Consider the following 17,343-nt stretch of genomic DNA (forward strand, 5'->3'; position numbering starts at 1 on the left):
CATGGAGCCCGGCCCGGCCCTCCGGCGACCGACACCGGCGCCGCCCCTGCTGGCGCTGCGCGGTATCTCCAAGCGGTACGGCGCCGTGCAGGCCCTGGCGGATGTCGAACTGGAGGTCCGCGCCGGCCAGGTCGTGGCGCTCGTAGGCGACAACGGCGCCGGCAAGTCCACGCTGATCAGGGTGGTCGCCGGGGTCGACGCCGCCGATGCGGGCGTGATCGAGTGGGACGGCCGTCCCGTCCAGATCACCCGGCCCCACGAGGCCCAGGACCTGGGCATCGCCACCGTCTACCAGGACCTCGCGCTGTGCGACAACCTCGATGTGGTCGGCAATCTCTTCCTGGGCCGCGAGATCCACCGGGCCGGGGTACTGGACGAGGTGGAGATGGAGCGCCTCACCCTGGACCTGCTCGACATGCTGGCCATCCGGATGCCCGACGTCCGCCTCCCGGTCGCCTCGCTCTCCGGCGGCCAGCGCCAGACCGTCGCGATCTCCCGCTCACTGCTCGGCGAGCCCCGGCTCGTGCTCCTCGACGAACCCACCGCGGCCCTGGGCATCGAACAGACCGCCCAGGTCCTCGACCTCGTCGACCAGCTCCGCGAACGCGGGCTCGGGGTGCTCCTCATCAGCCACAACATGGGGGACATCAAGGCGGTCGCGGACTGGGTCGCCGTCCTGCGGCTCGGCCGCAACAACGGCTTCTTCGACGTGACGACCACGTCCCACGAACAGATCATCTCCTCGATCACCGGGGCCACGGACAACGCCGTGACCCGCCGCAGGACACCGGGGTGGGAGGTGCAGCCATGAGCAGGACCTGGGCTCTGCGCAAGCAGCGGCCGTCCGGCGGGCAGGACACCACCGGCGGGGCGGTGCCCCCTGCCGACCGGCGCCGCCTCGCGCCCGAATTCGGGGCGCAGAACCCCCTCGACATGCTCCGGCGGAGGTTCCACAGCGGCGAGCTCGGCTCGGTGCCGGTGGCCCTCGGCCTGATCGTGGTGTGGATCATCTTCGAGAGCCTGAACGAGAACTTCCTGTCGCCGCGCAACCTGTCCAATCTGACCGTGGACATCGTCGGCACCGGCATGATCGCGGTCGGTGTGGTCTTCGTGCTGCTGCTCGGCGAGATCGACCTCTCGGTGGGGTCGGTGAGCGGCCTCGCGGCGGCCGCCTTCGCGGTGCTGACCGTGAACCGTGGCGTACCGGAGGGGCTTGCGTTGCTGGTCGCGGTGCTCGGGGGCACGGTGATCGGGGCCGTTCAGGGGTTCTTCTTCGCCAAGGTCGGGGTGCCGGCGTTCGTGGTCACCCTTGCGGGCCTGCTGGGCTGGAACGGCCTGATGCTCTACATCCTGGGCTCCAACGGCACGATCAACATCGACGACAAGGGCCTGCTCGCGATGCTGACCAGCTATTACTTCAACAATGTGGCCGCGGCATACGGCCTGGCGGTGCTCGGCACCGCCGGCTACTTCCTGGTGTCGTACCGTGACGTGCGGCGGCGCAGGGCCGCCGGGGTGCCCGCCCGGCCGCTGAGCGAGATCCTGCTGCGCACCGGAGTGCTGGCGGTGATCGCCCTGGCCGCGGCCGTGGTCCTCAACCAGTTCCTGGGGCTTCCGCTGGCACTGCTGATCTTCCTCGTCGTGCTCGTCGGCCTCGACGGCGTGCTGCGCCGCACGCGCTACGGACGCATGATCTTCGCCCTCGGCGGCAGCGTCGAGGCCGCCCGCCGCACCGGCCTCAATGTGGACCTGGTCCGTATCTCGGTCTTCATGGTGTCCGGCACGATGGCCGCGATCGGCGGTCTGTTCCTGGCGTCGCGCGTCACCTCGGCCAGTCAGACGTCGGGGGCGGGCCTGCTGCTGATGGACGCCATCGCCGCCGCGGTCATCGGCGGCACCAGCCTGTTCGGCGGACGGGGCCGGACCTGGTCCGCCCTGCTCGGTGTCCTGGTCATCCAGTCGATCGCCTCCGGGGTGGCCCTCATGGGCATCCGGACCGCCGTGCAGTTCATGATCACGGGCGGGGTGCTGCTGATCGCCGTGGTCATCGACTCGCTGTCGCGGCGGGCACAGAAGGCGCACGGGCGGGTCTGACGCGCCCGTGGACCGGGCCGTGGGCCCAAGAACGCCACCGGGCGAGCGGGCGTTTGCGCCGCGGCAGGCCAAGGAACACCTCAGCCGATGCATCCGATCCTGCACGCACTGTCCATCGCCGGATCCATGACCTGGGAGATCACCTGGGCGCTGATCCTGGGCTTTGCGCTGTCCGCGGTCGTCCAGGCCGTGGTGCGCACCTCCACCGTGGTCGGTCTGCTCGGCGACGACCGTCCCCGGACCCTGACGCTGGCCGCCGCGCTGGGTGCGGCGTCCTCCTCCTGCTCGTACGCCGCGGTCGCGCTGGCCCGGTCGCTGTTCCGCAAAGGCGCGCACTTCACGGCCGCGATGGCGTTCGAGATCGCCTCCACGAACCTGGTGGTCGAACTCGGCGTCATCCTGGCCCTGTTGATGGGCTGGCAGTTCACTCTCGCCGAGTTCACCGGCGGACCGGTCATGATCGTCGTGCTGGCCGTGCTGTTCCGCCTCTTCCTGCGCGACACGCTGCTGCGGCGCGCCCGTGCGCAGGCCGAACGGGGGCTGGCCGGCTCCATGGAGGGACATGCCGCGATGGACATGTCCGTCCACCGCGAGGGGTCCTTCGCACGGCGGCTGTTCTCCGCCGAGGGCTGGACCGCGACCTCGCACGTCTTCGTCATGGAGTGGGCCGCGATCATCAAGGATCTGGTGCTCGGCCTGCTGATCGCCGGGGCCATCGCCGCCTGGGTCCCCGACAGCTTCTGGCGCGCGTTCTTCTTCGACGGACACCCGCTGGCCGCGAAGGTGTGGGGGCCGCTGATCGGACCGCTGGTGGCGATCGCCTCGTTCGTCTGCTCCATCGGCAATGTGCCGCTGGCGGTGGTCCTGTGGAAGGGCGGGATCAGTTTCGGCGGGGTGGTCGCCTTTCTCTTCGCCGACCTGCTGATCCTGCCGATCCTGCACATCTACCGGAAGTACTACGGGGCCAGGATGGCCCTGTTCCTGCTGACCACGTTCTATGCGTCCGTCGTGGTCGCGGGCTATGCGGTGGAAGCCGTCTTCGGCGGACTGGGGCTGATCCCCCGCCAGGCCGACGCGACGATCCCGATGTCCGGGGTCTCCTGGAACTACACCACCTGGCTCAACCTGGCCTTTCTCCTCCTCGCCGCCGCGCTGGTCCACCGCTTCCTGCGCACCGGGGGCCGGGCCATGCTGCGCGTGATGGGCGGCGCGCCGCCGGACGGTCCCGGGGCTCATCCCGCGCACGCCGGCACCGGACACGGCAGCACGGGGCAGGACGGCACCGGGCTTGGCGGCACCGGATAGGAGGGCACCGGACACGGCCCGCGCTGACCGGCGGCGGGTGGGGGCGAGCGCGTGCCGGGCGGGGGCCGAATGGCCCGTGCCGGAGCGGGCGAGGTCGAGCACCCTGGAGGTGTGGGCGCGAATGCGCCGAGCGCGCCAGGAACGGAGCGAGACCATGAACGACGTCATCACCGCCGGTGTGGACGGTACGCCCGAGTCCCTGTCCGCGATCCTGTGGGCGGCACACGAAGCACGGCTGCGCCACGCGCGCCTGCGGCTGCTGCATGCCTGGGTGCTGCTCGCGCCGGAGCCGGTGGACCGTCCCCTGGAGGAGCTGGAGGAGGGGGACCAGAACTACTGGCCCCACCGGATGATGGAGGAAGCCGTCGCCGCGGTGCGCACCCGCTTCCCTGACCTTCCGGTGGACCCGGTCCTGGTGCCCGCGGACCCTCTGGACGCCCTGCAAAAGGCCGCGGGAGAGTCGGATCTGCTGGTCCTCGGCTCACGGGACCTGGGCCCGGTGTCCCGCTTCGCCCTCGGTGAGCTCGGACTGAAGCTGGTGGCGCACACCGAGTGCCCCACGGTGCTGGTACGCGCCCGGCCGGGCATCGCGGCGACCGGGCAGGACGGAGAGGTGGTGGTGGGGCTGGGCCTGCACGGGCCGTGCGAGGCGCTGCTCGCCTTCGCCTTCGACGCCGCCGCCCGCCGGGGTGCCGCGCTGCGCGCCGTGCACGGCAGGCACCTGCCCTCGTACGTCTACAACCGGGGCGGCGGCGTGGAACCGGTCCTCGCCGAGCAGGCGGCACGCGACGCGCGGCAGGAGCTGGCCGCGGCGCTGCATCCGTGGCGGGAGAAGTACCCGGACCTGCGGGTGAACGAGCGGGTGGTGATGGAGAGTCCGGCGCCGGCCCTGTTGCACAGCGCCGCGGACACCCGGCTGCTGATCGTCGGCCGGCGGCACCGGCGCCGGCTGCCGGCACCGCGGATCGGCCATGTCGTCCAGGCGGCCGTCCACCACGCTCCGTGTCCGGTGGCCGTGGTGCCGCACGAGTGACCCGCGGCGGGCGTCCACGGTCTGAGACGGCCGGTGGCCCGCGCCATGACGCCCTGCGGCAGAAGGCGGATGATGACGGTGAGAGGTCATACCGGCGGGACCGGCTGCCGAGGGCGTGGACGGCTCGGCCCGCGGCCGGAGGCGGCAGTCCCCGGTAGCCGCAGCCCCGGTGGAAGGCAGAGGTGAGCCATGGCAACGACAGTCGAGTGGCCCGTCCGTCTCTACCTCTTCGAGGAGGACGGGACGACCAAGGCACGCGTGGTGCTCCGGACCGGAACCACCACCCTCACCGGGCACGGCACGGCCCGCTGCAGCCCCGAGGACCGGGACGTACCGGAGATCGGGGACGAGATCGCGGCCGGGCGCGCGATGAGGGACCTCGCGGGGCAACTGCAGCGCGTGGCGGATCTTGATCTTGAAGGGGTCGGTGCCGCGCCGCCCCGGCACGAGCACCGCGCCGCGTACGGCTGGGCCGACGCGATGGCGTGAGTCCGGTGCGGGCGCCGTCCCCGGCCGGCCGGTGCCGCGGCGCTCTGGGGAAGGAGCCGGCCATGTCGGATGCGACGCTCACCGACCTGTACGAAGTGACCATGGCCCTCTCGTACCTCCACGAGGGCATGACCAAGCCGGCGACCTTCAGCTGCTTCGTGCGGGCCCTGCCGCCGGAGCGGGGGTTCCTGATCGCCGCCGGGGCCGAGACGGTCCTCGACTTCCTCTCCGGCTTCGCTGTCGGACACGACGATGCCGAGGTGTTCGCCGAGGCGCTGCGGCGGCCGGCGAGGGAGCTCGCTCCGCTGGTGGGGATGCGCTTCACCGGGGAGGTCCGGGCCGTGCCGGAGGGCCGGGTCGTCCTGGCGGGTGAACCGCTGCTGGAGATCACCGCTCCGCTGCCGCAGGCGCAGCTCGTGGAGTCGTATGTGCTCAACCACCTCACCCATCAGACGACCATCGCGTCCAAGTGCGTCAGATGCGTGCTCGCCGCACGGGGGCGCTCCGTCGTGGACTTCTCGCTGCGGCGCACCCAGGGAACGGCCGCCGCCTGCCAGGTGGCCCGGCTGGGTGCCATGACCGGATTCAGCGGTACCAGCAATGTGGCGGCGGCCCACGCCGAGGATCTGACGGCGGTGGGCACGATGGCGCACTCGTACATCGAGGCGTTCGGGGACGAGGAGGCGGCGTTCACCGCGTTCGCGCTTTGCCACCCCGGACCGGTGACTTTTCTGGTGGACACCTACGCCACCGAATCCGGCGTCGCGGCAGCGGCCAGGGTACTGAACGCACTGGGCCGCGGTGACGGGTCGGCCATCCGGCTGGACAGCGGTGACCTGGCCGAACTGTCCTTCCGCGCCCGCACGATCCTGGACAACGCGGGACTTCCGCAGGTCCGCATCGTCGCCAGCGGCGGGCTGGACGAATTCGCGGTGCACGATCTGGCACGGGCGGGAGCGCCGATCGACGTCTTTGCCGTGGGCACCCGGATCGGGGTGAGCGCCGACGCCCCCACGCTGGATTCGGCGTACAAGCTCGTCGCCTATGACGGCCGCCCGCTGATGAAGCTGTCGGCGGCGAAGGCGACCGCACCGGGCCGCAAACAGGTCTTCCGCCGGCCCGGGTGCCACGATGTGATCGGCCTGGCCGAGGAGCCGGTTCCCCCGGGCAGTACGCCGCTGCTGGAGACGCTGATGCGCGGGGGCGTGCGCACGACGCCGCGCGGCCGCCTCGAGGACGCCCGGCGGCGGGTCGCGGCCGATATCGCGGAGCTGCCCGCGACCGCCCGGTACATCCGGTCGCCGCACGCCGTTCGGGCGAAGGTCTCGAAGCGGCTCGCCCACCTGACCGAGCAGGTCCAGCGGCGGATCGAGCGCGAGGCCCTGGCCCCGTTCGGCTCGCACGCCTGAGACGCCGGGGGCTTTTCTCCGTACCGTCGTCGTATGGCGGACAAGCAGGGCGGCACCGGCGCCGGAAAGCTGTCGCGGCCGCGGTACGAGTCGGAGCTGTACCGGCTGCAGACGGAGCTGGTGAAGCTCCAGGAGTGGGTGCGCACCGAGGGTGCCCGGCTCGTCGTGGTCTTCGAGGGGCGTGACGCGGCCGGCAAAGGAAGCACCATCAAACGGGTCACCCAGTACCTCAATCCCCGGGTGGCACGGATCGTGGCGCTGCCGCGGCCCACCGAGCGGGAGCGCACGCAGTGGTACTTCCAGCGCTATGCGGAGCACCTTCCCGCGGCGGGCGAGATCGTGCTGTTCGACCGCAGTTGGTACAACCGGGCCGGTGTCGAACGGGTCATGGGCTTTTGCACCCCGGCCGAACACCAGCGGTTTCTGCGGCAGTGCCCGGTCTTCGAGCGGATGCTGGTGGAGGACGGGATCCTGCTGCGCAAATACTGGTTCTCGGTGAGCGACGAGGTGCAGGAGCGGCGGTTCCGGCGCCGGCTGGAGGACCCCACCCGGCGCTGGAAGCTCTCCCCCATGGATCTGGAGTCGCTGACCCGCTGGGAGGAGTATTCGCGGGCCAAGGACGAGATGTTCGTGCACACGGACATCGCGGAGTCGCCGTGGTACGTCGTCGAGAGCGACGACAAGCGCCGGGCCCGCCTGAACATGATCGCCCACCTGCTGTCGACGGTGCCCTATCACGCCGTCACCCCGCCACAGCTGACCCTGCCGCCACGGCCGCCGGCCACCGGCTACCAGCGGCCGCCCCGGGACCTGCAGACCTACGTCCCGGATCATGCGGCCGGGCTGACGAGGTAGCGCCGGGCCCCGGTGCCGGCTCAGGCGGTCCGGGGCACGACCGCCACGGGGCAGGCGGCATGGCAGAGAGCGGTGTGCGCCACCCGGCCGGGCTGCAGACCGAAGTGTCCCTGGCGGCACTGCGCCCCGACCACCAGCAGATCGGCCGCGGCGGCGCGGTGCACCAGGACCTTGTGCGCCGGCCCCTCGACCACGGCGCGCTCCACCCGCACCGCCGGATGGGCGCCGGCCGCCTCGGCCAGGGCATCGTCCAGCAGCGCCGTGGCCTGCTCCTCGTCGGAGCGATGGGCCTCCCCTGGGGACTCCTCGGCCGTCCCGGGTGCCGGGCGGCGCCAGGCGCAGACCGCCTCCAGCGTGCAGCCGCGGGCCTCGGCCTCGCGGAAGGCGAAGCGGACGGCCGCCATTTCACCGGCCGGGTCGGCGACGCCGAGGAGGACACGCTCGTGGGTGCCCGCGAGTCCGGCCGGGTCACCGCGGACCACGATCACCGGGCACCGGGCGCGGGCGGCCACCGTCAGGCTGACCGACCCGAGCAGCAGACCGGCGATCTCCCCGTGCCCCCGCGACCCCAGGACCAGCGCCGAGGCGTGCAGGCCCTCGTTCAGCAGGACGGTGACCGCGTCGTCGGCCAGCACCTCCGCCGAGACCCTGACGTCGGCATGACGGCGGCGGACGTGGTCGGCGGCGGACGCCACGATGTCCTCCGCGAGCACCTGCTCGACGGGGCGTTCCGGGACCGGCGCCGACGAGGTGCCCTCGTAGCGCTCCCACCGGGAGGCATGGACGATCCGCAGCGGGAGGGTGTGGCGTGCCGCCTCGTCCACCGCCCAGTCCAGCGACCGGAACGCGGCATCCGATCCATCGGTCCCGACGGTCAGCGGATGCTCCATCACCCCACTCCTTCCGGTCACCTCGGCGAAGGGGCCTACTGCCACCGTCGCACCGTGGTCGGGTGCGCGCAGGGGGGCGGCCGGGCCGTCCCGATGTCGTCCGGCCGGGGCGCAACGGGGCCGCCGGGCCCACCGGGCCGAGGGTGACGGAGCGCGGCGCGCCCATGGCCCGCAGTCGTGGTGCCATGGAAGGGACACACCGACGAACGGAACCGTCACCATGAGCGGCGTCCCTTTGGCCGCTTGTCTGCATTCGCTGCGGGCCGTGGTCTTCGACACCGACGGGGTCATCACCGACTCCGCGCGGATGCATGCCGCGGCCTGGAAGGGCGCCTTCGACGCGTGTCTGACGGCCGCGGGCGGACAACGCCCCTTCGACCCGGTGGACGACTATCTGCGCTATGTCGACGGCCGGTCCCGGCAGGACGGGGCGGCCGCCTTCCTGCGCGCACGCGGCCTCGATCTGCCGCCCGGCACACCACAGGACGCGCCGGGCACGGACACCGTCGCCGCCGTCGCGGCCCGCAAGGACGAGCTGTTCACCGCGCGCCTGCGGACCGAGGCCGTCGCCACCTGGCCCGGCACCGTGCGCCTGCTGCGGGTGCTGTGGGACCTCGGGGTGCCGTGCGCCGCCGTCTCGGCGTCCCGCCATGCCACCGAGCTGCTGGCCGCTGCCGACGTGCTCGGGCTCTTCCGGGCCGTGGTGGACGGCAACGAGGCGCGCCGGCTGAACCTGCCCGGCAAACCGGACCCCGCGCTCTTCCTCGAAGCGGTCCGGCGGCTCGGTGTCCCGGCCGCGGACACCGCCGTGGTGGAGGACGCCCTCGCCGGTGTCGAGGCCGGCCGCCGGGGCGGATTCGGCCTGGTGGTGGGCGTGGACCGGACGGCAGGACCATACAGTGCCACCGCCCTGCGCCGCCGTGGCGCCGATGTGGTCGTGGCCGACCCGGGCGAGCTGCTGACGGCCGGGGAGGGGGGATGACGAGCACCTGGACCTGGTCGTACGGCAGCCGGGGCGGGCAGATGACACGCCCCTGGACCTGGTCGTACGAGGGGTACGACCCGGAGACGGAACGGCTGCGCGAAACGCTCTGTGCCCTCGGCAACGGCTACTTCGCCACCCGCGGCGCGGCGTCCGAGGTGCCGGCCGGGCCCGCGCACTACCCCGGCACCTACGCCGCCGGCTGCTACAACCGGCTCACCTCGCTGGTGGCGGGGCGCCCGGTCGAGAACGAGGACATGGTCAACCTGCCCAACTGGCTCCCGCTGCGCTACCGGATCTGCCCCGCCGACGCGGCTCCCGGCCCCTGGCTCTCCCCCGACCACCCGCAGCTGACGGAGCACCGGCAGACCCTGGACCTGCGGCACGGCACGCTGACCCGCTGGTCGGTCTACGAGGACGAGGCCGGCCGGCGGCTGACCGTGGAGCAGTGCCGCCTGGTGCACATGGGAGAACCCCATCTGGCCGCGCTGCGCACCTGCTTCCGGTCCCATGGCTGGGCGGGCACGGTGGAGGTGGAGTCCGGGATCGACGGTGCGGTGCGCAACGCCGGCGTCGCGCGCTACCACGAGCTGGCGGACCAGCATCTGACGGGGTGGGAGACCGGCAGCGAGCTGCCGGACACCGTGTGGCTGAGCTGCCGCACCCTGGACTCGGACATCCGTATCGCGCTGGCCGCCCGGACCCGCACCTCCTCCGGCCGGGGCGGGGCGCCCATGCCTCAGCTCACCGCGCTGGGTGCGTCCCACACGCTGGTCCTGCCCCTCCCCCCGGACTCCTCCGCGGTCGTCGAGAAGACCGTGGCGCTGTTCACCTCCCGCGACCCGGCGATCGAGAGCCCGCGGCATGCGGCCGTGGACTGTGTGGCCCTGGCCCCGCACTTCCGGCAGTTGCGGGCATCGCACCGCCGCGCCTGGGAGAACCTGTGGCGGCAGGCCAAGCTGGAGGTCCCCGGAGAGGCGGGCGGGATCCTGCGGCTGCACCTCTTCCACCTCCTGCAGACCCTCTCGCCGCACACCGCCGAGCTGGATACCGGAGTGCCGGCGAGGGGTCTGCACGGCGAGGCGTACCGCGGACATGTCTTCTGGGACGAGCTGTTCGTGCTGCCGTTCTTGAATCTGCACCTGCCGCAGGTCTCCCGCGCGCTGCTCGACTACCGCTACCGGCGGCTGCCCGCCGCCTGCCATGCCGCGCGGGAAGCGGGCCGCACCGGCGCGATGTACCCGTGGCAGAGCGCCGGCGACGGTCGTGAGGAGACCCAGCAGATCCACCTCAACCCGCGCTCGGGGCGCTGGCTGCCCGACTACTCCCGGCTCCAGCACCACGTCGGCTCGGCGATCGCCTACAACGTGTGGCAGTACGGAGAGGCCAGCGGCGACACGGAGTTCCTGCACACCAGGGGCGCGGAGATGCTGCTGCAGATCGCCCGCTTCTGGGCCGCCTGTGCGGTCTGGGACGCCGCGCTGGGCCGGTACCGCATCCGCGGGGTCGTCGGTCCCGACGAGTACCACGACGGCTATCCGGACGCCGCCGCACCGGGAGTGGACGACAACGCCTACACCAATGTCACGGCGGCCTGGGTGCTGATGCGTGCCCTCGACCTCTGCCGCACGCTCCCCGAGGCCCATCAGCGGCAGCTGTACGAACGTCTCCAGCTCTGTCCGGAGGAGCCCGAGCGCTGGGAGGACATCGCCCACCGGCTCCATGTGCCCTACCACCGCGGGGTGATCAGCCAGTTCGCCGGATACGGGGACCTCGCCGAGCTGGACTGGCACGCATACCGGCAGCGCTACGGTGACATCCGCCGGCTGGACCGGATCCTGGAGGCGGAGGGCGACACGGTGAACCGCTACCAGGCCTCCAAACAAGCCGATGTGCTGATGCTGGGCTATCTCTTCTCACCGTCGGAGCTCGCTTCGGTGTTCCGCCGGCTCGGCCATCCCCTGGACGACGACATCTGGCACGCCACCGTCGACTACTACCTCCACCGCACCAGCCACGGCTCCACCCTCAGCGCCCTGGTCCACGCCTGGGTCCTGGCCCGCGTCCACCGTCCCGACGCGTGGACGTTCTGTGAGGAGGCGCTGGCCGGGGATGTGGCGGACGTCCAGGGCGGCACCACCGCGGAGGGCATCCACCTGGGGGCGATGGCCGGCACCCTGGATTTCGTGCAGCGCGGGATGACCGGCCTGGAGACCCGCGACCAGGCGCTGTGGCTCGATCCGGCGCCGCTGCCGGAGCTCTCGAAGTTCGGGGTCCGCATCCGCTTCCGGCGCCACTGGGACGTCGATCTGCGCATCCGCGCCGAGCAGGTACGGATCACGGTTCCGGCCTCCGAGAACCCCGCGATGCGGGTCAGGCTGCGCGACCGCTCGTTCTCGCTGGCGCCCGGTACGTCCCGCCGGCTCGATCTGCCCGGCGACTGACGGAGACCGAAGGACTCCGCCCAACACGGCCCGTCCGCCGGTCACTGCTCAGCGGCCGGGCACGGCCCGCCAGTCGCACGACGGGCCGTGCCGCCGCCGGGGACGGCGGGGCGCTCAGCGCCGCAGCGGGCCCTCGCAGCGGAAGTCCGAGGTGCCGGCCCGGCCCGTGGACCAGATCTCGGTGGGGCCGAAGGAGCAGTTCATATCGGCGAAGTTGTTCGCGGCGGGCTTGGTGCGGTCGAGGATGAAGTAGTCGACGGTTTCGGTCATGTCCTTGAAGACCTGGCCAGGGTCGCCGGAGTTGGCGAGATTGGCGGTGATCCGGCCGGTGCAGGTGAACCGGCCGATGCCCGGGTCGCCGTCGTCCTTGCAGACGGGCGTGTTGGCGGTGGCGGCGGCGAAGGCGCTCTGTACCTCTGCGGTGGTGGCGAACTTCAGGGAGCCGTTGGGCGTGAACGTCGTCTTCGGTACGAAGAGGTCGTCGACGATGGCGATCTGCGCGTCGAGGAAGGCGTCGTACTGCTGCTGCAGCCCCGCGTCGGCTCCCATCCGGTTGCGCCAGGAGTCGAAGGCCGCCGGGTCGTCCGCCCGCAGATACCGGTACATCTCCTGGAGCATCGCGGGGTGGTCGCGCCACAGGAACTCGAAGAACGTGCCGGCGTAGGAGTAGAAGCGGAAGCCGTCGCGGTCGTACGTCGCGTGCAGGAACTCGTTGATGCTCATACGGGCCTTGCCGTCCGCGGTGTCCGCGATGATGTCGCGGACGAGTGACCGGCGCACGGCGATGCCGTTGTCACGGGTCGAGCCGTCGAAGAACTCGGCACTGCCCTCGTCCATGGCCGTGGTGCGGTCGCCCTCGTACCAGGGGCCCTCGCCGAAGAAGCCGGGGACGGCGAAGCGGCCGTTGAGGTAGTGGACGTACTCGTGCCGGAAGAGCTCTTCGAGGGTGAGGCTGGAGTCCTGGGGGACACGCCGCTGGTAGGTGTAGAAGGTCGCGCCCTGCTCGATGTAGACGCCGCCGTTGTTGGTGCCCATGCCGGTGAGCAGCGGGTGGTAGACCTCGTAGTCGGCGCGGGAGGCGTACAGGACGATGGTGAGCGTGGTGTTGGGGTCGCCCGCCAGCGGCTGGGTGGTGCCGAGCACCCGGTGGAACTGGGCCCTGACCTGCTTGGACGCGTAGTAGAGCTGGTCGACGACGGCGCGGTCGAGGGCGGTGCGGACCTTGATGGCGCCGTTGTCGTAGGAGTAGGTGCGCGGGAAGATCCGCTTTTCGATGTCGTCCTTGCACACCGCGTACGGTTTGCAGGCGTCGAAGAAGATGAGCCACCCGGCGACCTTGGCCCAGGGTTCGCTGCCGTCGCCGAAGTTGCGCACCGTGGTGGGGAGGAGGGCGCCGAGGTCGGTGACGATGGCTTTCTTGAGGGAACCGATCTGGCCGAAGCGGCCGTACTCCCCGAGCGCATCGCGTACGGCCCAGGCGTTGGGCGTCCCCTTGAGGTGGGTGTATCCGGCGAACGCCTTGAAGGCGGCGCGGTAGGCGGGGTCGGCGGCGGCCGCGTACTGGAAGGCGGTGTCCTTGTTGCCGGGGTAGACGCCCAGGTAGTTGACGGAGAGCGCGGCGAGGGCCGCGTTGCCCCAGGCCGGGTCCTTGTGGGTGGCGGGATGGGCCGCGTCCAGAGTGACCAGGACCCGCTGGATCAGGTCGAGTTGGTGCTGCCGCAGGCCCGGGGCGCTGGCGGCGTACAGGGCTTCACGCAGGGTGTCGGCGTTGGCCCGGGTGACGTCGAAGGTGCGGGCCGCGGTACCGAAGGCCTCGACGGCGCGGCGCACGGCATCGACGGTGGGCGCGTCGGTGGTGTCGATCTCGTCGTGCGAGAAGTCCTGGTAGGCCACCGCGTGCAAGTACGTGAACATCTCGTACAGATGGCTGGTGTTCTTGCCGTCATGGGAGGCGGCGAGACCGGTGATGCGACGGGCCACCGCCTGGACGTGGGCGTCGGACATGACGGGGATGAGCCGGGGGTCCCAGGTCCACACGAGGGTGCGCAGACAGCCGTCGGCCGTGACGGCCGGGTCGGCGAGGAAGTCCGCGAACTGTTCGGGGTTCAGGCCGGTGATGCCGTCGAGGGTGCAGGGGGCGACCTCGGGTCTCGGACCCTGCGGCGTGCCCGCGGGCTTGGTCTGGGGTCCCGGTATGCGGCCTCTCTCGACGAGGGCGCGGGGGGCCGGCGCCGGGCCGGCGTCGGACTTCGGGGCGGCGGCGAGGCGTTGGGCGTGGTCGAAGGGGTTGGCGGTGGGGGCGGCGGGCCGGTGTCCGGGCTGCGCCGCCCGGGCCCGCTGCGAGGAGGTGGCCGACGGGTGGGGTGCCGCCTGGGCGGCCTGGACGGCCGGCAGGACGAGGGTGGTGGCGAGGGTCGCGGTCAGCAGGACGCCGCGCGGCAGACGCGAAGGGGACACCTGAACCTCCGGGAGGGGGTGGGGGGTTGTGTGGGGATGGAGGCGGTGGCCTTCACTCCACGAGGTGTGACCCATAACATAGTAATGTGAAATTGCACTGACAAGGCTTCAGGTAGCTTTCTTTACCGGAGGTGTACTTTGACCTCGCACACCCCCCAACTCCACACCGGCAGCCATGACTTGCCGGTGTCGGACGCCCTCGCCGCCTTCATGACCGGCCGGTGGGCCGCCACCCCGCCCCCCGACGGGCCCCGCGTCCCGGGCTTCGCCCGGTTCGCCGGCCGCCGGGCCCGGCTCGCCGCCCGCTTCCCCGGCGAGCGACTGACCATTCCGGCAGGAGAGTTGAAGGTCCGCTCCCACGACTGCGATCACCGCTTCCGCCCGCACAGCGCCTACGCCTGGCTGACCGGGCTGACGGGCGAGGACCAGCCGGGGCACGTCCTGGTGCTGGAACCGGACGGCGAGGCGGTGCTGTACCTGCGGCCGAGGCCGCCGCGGGACGGCGGTGGCGCGTTCTACCGCGACCGCCGTTACGGCGAGTTCTGGGTGGGCCGCCGCCCCGATCTCGCCGAGGCCGAACGCCGCACCGGCCTCCGGTGTGCGCACCTGGACGACTTCGCACCCCACCGGCCCGGACGGGACGCCGCGCACGACGCCGAACTCGCCTCCGTGCTCAGCGAGTTGCGGCTGGTGAAGGACGACTGGGAGGTGGCTCAGCTTCAGGAGGCCGTCGGGCACACCACCACCGGCTTCGAGGATGTCGTACGGTCCCTGCCCGCCGCACTGCGCCACCCGCGCGGCGAACGCTGGATCGAGGGGGTCTTCCAGCTGCGCGCCCGCGCCGAGGGCAACGGCACCGGGTACGAGACCATCGCCGCCGCCGGCGCCCATGCCTGTGTGCTCCACTGGACCCGCAACGACGGGCCGCTCGACCCCGGCCAGTTGCTGCTGCTGGACGCGGGCGTGGAGACCGACACGCTGTACACCGCCGACCTCACCCGCACCCTGCCGCTCTCCGGACGCTTCTCCCCCGTCCAGCGCCGGGTGTACGAGCTGGTGCTCGCCGCGCAGGAGGCGGGCATCGCTGCTCTCAAGCCGGGCGCGAGCTTCCGGGACTTCCACCGGGCCTGTACGGGTGTCCTGGCCGAGGGGCTGGCCGACTGGGGCGTCCTGCGCATCCCGGCACGGGAGGCGCTGGCCGCCGACAGCGGCCTGTACCGGCGCTACACGCTGTGCAGTTCGGGCCATATGCTCGGCCTCGATGTGCACGACTGCGCACGGGCCCGCGCGGAGCAGTACCTGGACGGCGTCCTGGCGGAGGGGCAGGTCCTGACCGTCGAGCCGGGTCTGTATCTCCAGCCCGACGACGAGACCCTGCCACGCGAGCTGCGCGGTATCGGGGTCCGGATCGAGGACGATCTGGTGATCACGTCGGACGGTGCCCGGCTGATGTCGTCGGCGCTGCCGCGCACCGCCGACGGGGTGGAGGAGTGGATGGACGGGCTCCTCACCGGGCGGGCCTGAGCGGGCCGACCGGGGCTGACCGGGCTGACCGTCGTCCGGTCAGCCCCGGCGGGCGGCCTGCGGCCGCTGCGGTCGAGGCACCAGCGGTTCCTCGCGGCCCTGGGCCCACAGCGAGCGGACATGACCGAGGTGGCGGGCCATACAGGCCTCGGCCGCCTCGGCGTCGCCCGTCAGCATCACATCGAGCAGTTCGACGTGCTCCTCGGCGGAGGGCAGCAGTTGGTTGCGCTCGTCGAGGCGGGTGAGGCCGTACAGCCGGGAGCGCTTGCGCAGGTCCCCGACGGTCTCGACCAGGCGGTCGTTGCCGCTGAGGCCGAGCAGTTCGAGGTGGAAGCGGCGGTCGGCCTCCAGGTAGCCGATGAGGTCGTGCGCGCGGGCGGCGGCGACGATCTCCAGGGCGGCAGGGCGCAGGGCCTCCAGCTGTGCCCGGTCGGCGGTACGGGTGACCTGGCCGACGACCGGGACCTCGATCAGGGCGCGGATCTCGGTGTACTGGTCGAGGTCGCGCTCGCTCACCTCGGTGATCCGGAAGCCCTTGTTGCGTACCGGCTCGACCAGCCCCTCGCGGGCGAGGTCGAGCATCGCCTCGCGCACGGGGGTGGCGGAGACCCCGAAGTCCGCGGCGAGGCCCGGGGCCGAGTAGACCGACCCCGGGCACAGCTCCCCCGCGATCAGGGCCGCGCGCAGTTGATGGGCGACCTGGTCGCGAAGCCGCTCCTGCGCGGTGATCAGGCTGCGGTGCTTGAGTTCACCCATCGTGGTCCTCCGAATTGGCGCGGAGTGCCAGCGTACAATGTCACGTTGCGCGAACTTCCTGGTGGCGGGCGGCCGTCGGCCTCACGGCCGTGTGTCACAGCACGAACCCCGCGGGGAACGGGTCGGACGGGTCGAGGAAGTACTGCGCGGTGCCGGTCACCCAGGCCCGGCCGGTGACGGTGGGGACGACGGCCGGGAACGGGCCGGCCGTGGTGGTGGAGACGAGGCGGCCGGTGAACTCCGTTCCGATGAACGACTCGTTGACGAAGTCCTGGTGGAGCGGGAGTTCGCCGCGTGCGTGCAGCTGCGCCATCCGTGCGGAGGTGCCCGTACCGCACGGCGAGCGGTCGAACCATCCGGGGTGGATGGCCATCGCGTGCCGGGAGCGGGAGGCGTTTGACCCCGGCGCGGCGAAGTAGACGTGCTTGAGGCCGCCGATCCGCTCGTCCTCGGGATGGACCGGTCGGTCGGTGGCGTTCACGGCTTCCATGAGGGCGAGTCCGGCGGCGAGGATGTCGTCCTTGCGGGCCCGGTCGAAGGGCAGGCCGACGCTGTCCAGCGGCAGGATCGCGTAGAAGTTGCCACCGAAAGCGAGGTCATAGCTCAGCGTGCCGTAGCCCGGGACGGCGATTTTGCGGTCCAGTCCGGCGCAGAAGGCGGGCACATTGGTGAGGGTGACGGCCGTGGCCGCCCCGTCCCGCACCTGCACCTCCGCGGTGACCAGTCCGGCGGGGGTGTCGAGCCGCACCGTGGTCACGGGTTCCACGGCCTCCACCATGCCGGTCTCGACGAGAACGGTGGCCACCCCGATCGTGCCGTGCCCGCACATGGGCAGGTAGCCGGAGACCTCGATGAACAGGACGCCGTAGTCGGCGTCGGGCCGGGTCGGCGGCTGGAGGATCGCACCGCTCATGGCGGCATGGCCGCGCGGCTCGTTCATCAACAGCGTGCGGAGGGCGTCGCGGTGCTCGGCGAAGTGCAGCCGGCGCTCGGCCATGGTGGCGCCGGGGACGGTGCCGATGCCGCCGGTGATGACGCGGGTGGGCATGCCCTCGGTGTGGGAGTCGACGGCGTGGAAGACATGGCGGGTGCGCATGGCGAGCCC

The 17,343-nt window shown here is 71.9% G+C and carries 14 protein-coding genes; 10 read left to right on the top strand and 4 right to left on the bottom strand.

What is annotated here, in order from left to right; translation table 11 throughout:
- The first annotated feature begins 1 nt into the window (after window position 1).
- From CFW40_RS02665 to ppk2, 7 genes are all read left to right on the top strand, one after another.
- Window positions 2–811 (top strand): ATP-binding cassette domain-containing protein, encoded by an 810-nt coding sequence (locus CFW40_RS02665; RefSeq protein WP_088796204.1) that lies wholly within the window; start codon window positions 2–4, stop codon window positions 809–811.
- Window positions 808–2,094, top strand: a complete 1,287-nt coding sequence (locus tag CFW40_RS02670; protein ID WP_088796205.1) for a sugar ABC transporter permease — start codon at window positions 808–810, stop codon at window positions 2,092–2,094. Before CFW40_RS02665 ends, CFW40_RS02670 begins: the two co-directional genes overlap by 4 nt.
- Window positions 2,095–2,181: 87 nt before the next feature.
- On the top strand, window positions 2,182–3,399 hold the full coding sequence (locus CFW40_RS02675) for a permease (protein ID WP_088796206.1): 1,218 nt from the start codon (window positions 2,182–2,184) through the stop codon (window positions 3,397–3,399).
- A gap of 154 nt (window positions 3,400–3,553) precedes the next feature.
- On the top strand, window positions 3,554–4,432 hold the full coding sequence (locus CFW40_RS02680) for a universal stress protein (RefSeq protein ID WP_088796207.1): 879 nt from the start codon (window positions 3,554–3,556) through the stop codon (window positions 4,430–4,432).
- Between the two features lie 189 nt (window positions 4,433–4,621).
- A complete protein-coding gene (locus tag CFW40_RS02685) occupies window positions 4,622–4,921 on the top strand; it encodes a dsRBD fold-containing protein (RefSeq protein WP_088796208.1) in 300 nt (99 codons plus the stop codon).
- Between the two features lie 62 nt (window positions 4,922–4,983).
- A complete protein-coding gene (locus tag CFW40_RS02690) occupies window positions 4,984–6,330 on the top strand; it encodes a nicotinate phosphoribosyltransferase (RefSeq protein WP_088796209.1) in 1,347 nt (448 codons plus the stop codon).
- Window positions 6,331–6,363: 33 nt separating this feature from the next.
- Window positions 6,364–7,185 (top strand): polyphosphate kinase 2, encoded by an 822-nt coding sequence (ppk2, locus tag CFW40_RS02695; protein WP_088796210.1) that lies wholly within the window; start codon window positions 6,364–6,366, stop codon window positions 7,183–7,185.
- Window positions 7,186–7,205: 20 nt separating this feature from the next.
- Here ppk2 and CFW40_RS02700 read toward each other — a convergent pair whose 3' ends face one another.
- Window positions 7,206–8,075, bottom strand: a complete 870-nt coding sequence (locus tag CFW40_RS02700; protein WP_088796211.1) for a universal stress protein — start codon at window positions 8,073–8,075, stop codon at window positions 7,206–7,208.
- Window positions 8,076–8,295: 220 nt separating this feature from the next.
- Here CFW40_RS02700 and CFW40_RS02705 point away from each other — a divergent pair, with 220 nt between their 5' ends.
- Both CFW40_RS02705 and CFW40_RS02710 read left to right on the top strand, forming a co-directional pair.
- On the top strand, window positions 8,296–9,057 hold the full coding sequence (locus tag CFW40_RS02705; RefSeq protein WP_088796212.1) for an HAD family phosphatase: 762 nt from the start codon (window positions 8,296–8,298) through the stop codon (window positions 9,055–9,057).
- A gap of 41 nt (window positions 9,058–9,098) precedes the next feature.
- On the top strand, window positions 9,099–11,501 hold the full coding sequence (locus CFW40_RS02710) for a glycoside hydrolase family 65 protein (protein ID WP_088801866.1): 2,403 nt from the start codon (window positions 9,099–9,101) through the stop codon (window positions 11,499–11,501).
- Between the two features lie 114 nt (window positions 11,502–11,615).
- Here the strand turns inward: CFW40_RS02710 and CFW40_RS02715 are convergent, their stop codons facing one another.
- Complete coding sequence (locus CFW40_RS02715; RefSeq protein WP_256331621.1) at window positions 11,616–13,958, bottom strand: collagenase; 2,343 nt, start codon at window positions 13,956–13,958, stop codon at window positions 11,616–11,618.
- A 138-nt stretch (window positions 13,959–14,096) separates the two neighbouring features.
- Between CFW40_RS02715 and CFW40_RS02720 the strand changes: the two genes are divergently transcribed.
- Complete coding sequence (locus CFW40_RS02720; RefSeq protein WP_176956594.1) at window positions 14,097–15,482, top strand: aminopeptidase P family protein; 1,386 nt, start codon at window positions 14,097–14,099, stop codon at window positions 15,480–15,482.
- A gap of 39 nt (window positions 15,483–15,521) precedes the next feature.
- Here the strand turns inward: CFW40_RS02720 and CFW40_RS02725 are convergent, their stop codons facing one another.
- Together CFW40_RS02725 and CFW40_RS02730 are read right to left on the bottom strand one after the other, a co-directional pair.
- Complete coding sequence (locus tag CFW40_RS02725; protein WP_088796214.1) at window positions 15,522–16,238, bottom strand: GntR family transcriptional regulator; 717 nt, start codon at window positions 16,236–16,238, stop codon at window positions 15,522–15,524.
- Window positions 16,239–16,332: 94 nt separating this feature from the next.
- On the bottom strand, window positions 16,333–17,334 hold the full coding sequence (locus CFW40_RS02730) for a proline racemase family protein (RefSeq protein ID WP_088796215.1): 1,002 nt from the start codon (window positions 17,332–17,334) through the stop codon (window positions 16,333–16,335).
- Window positions 17,335–17,343: the final 9 nt, after the last annotated feature.

The organism is Streptomyces sp. 2114.4, assembly GCF_900187385.1.
Lineage (GTDB): Bacteria > Actinomycetota > Actinomycetes > Streptomycetales > Streptomycetaceae > Streptomyces > Streptomyces mooreae.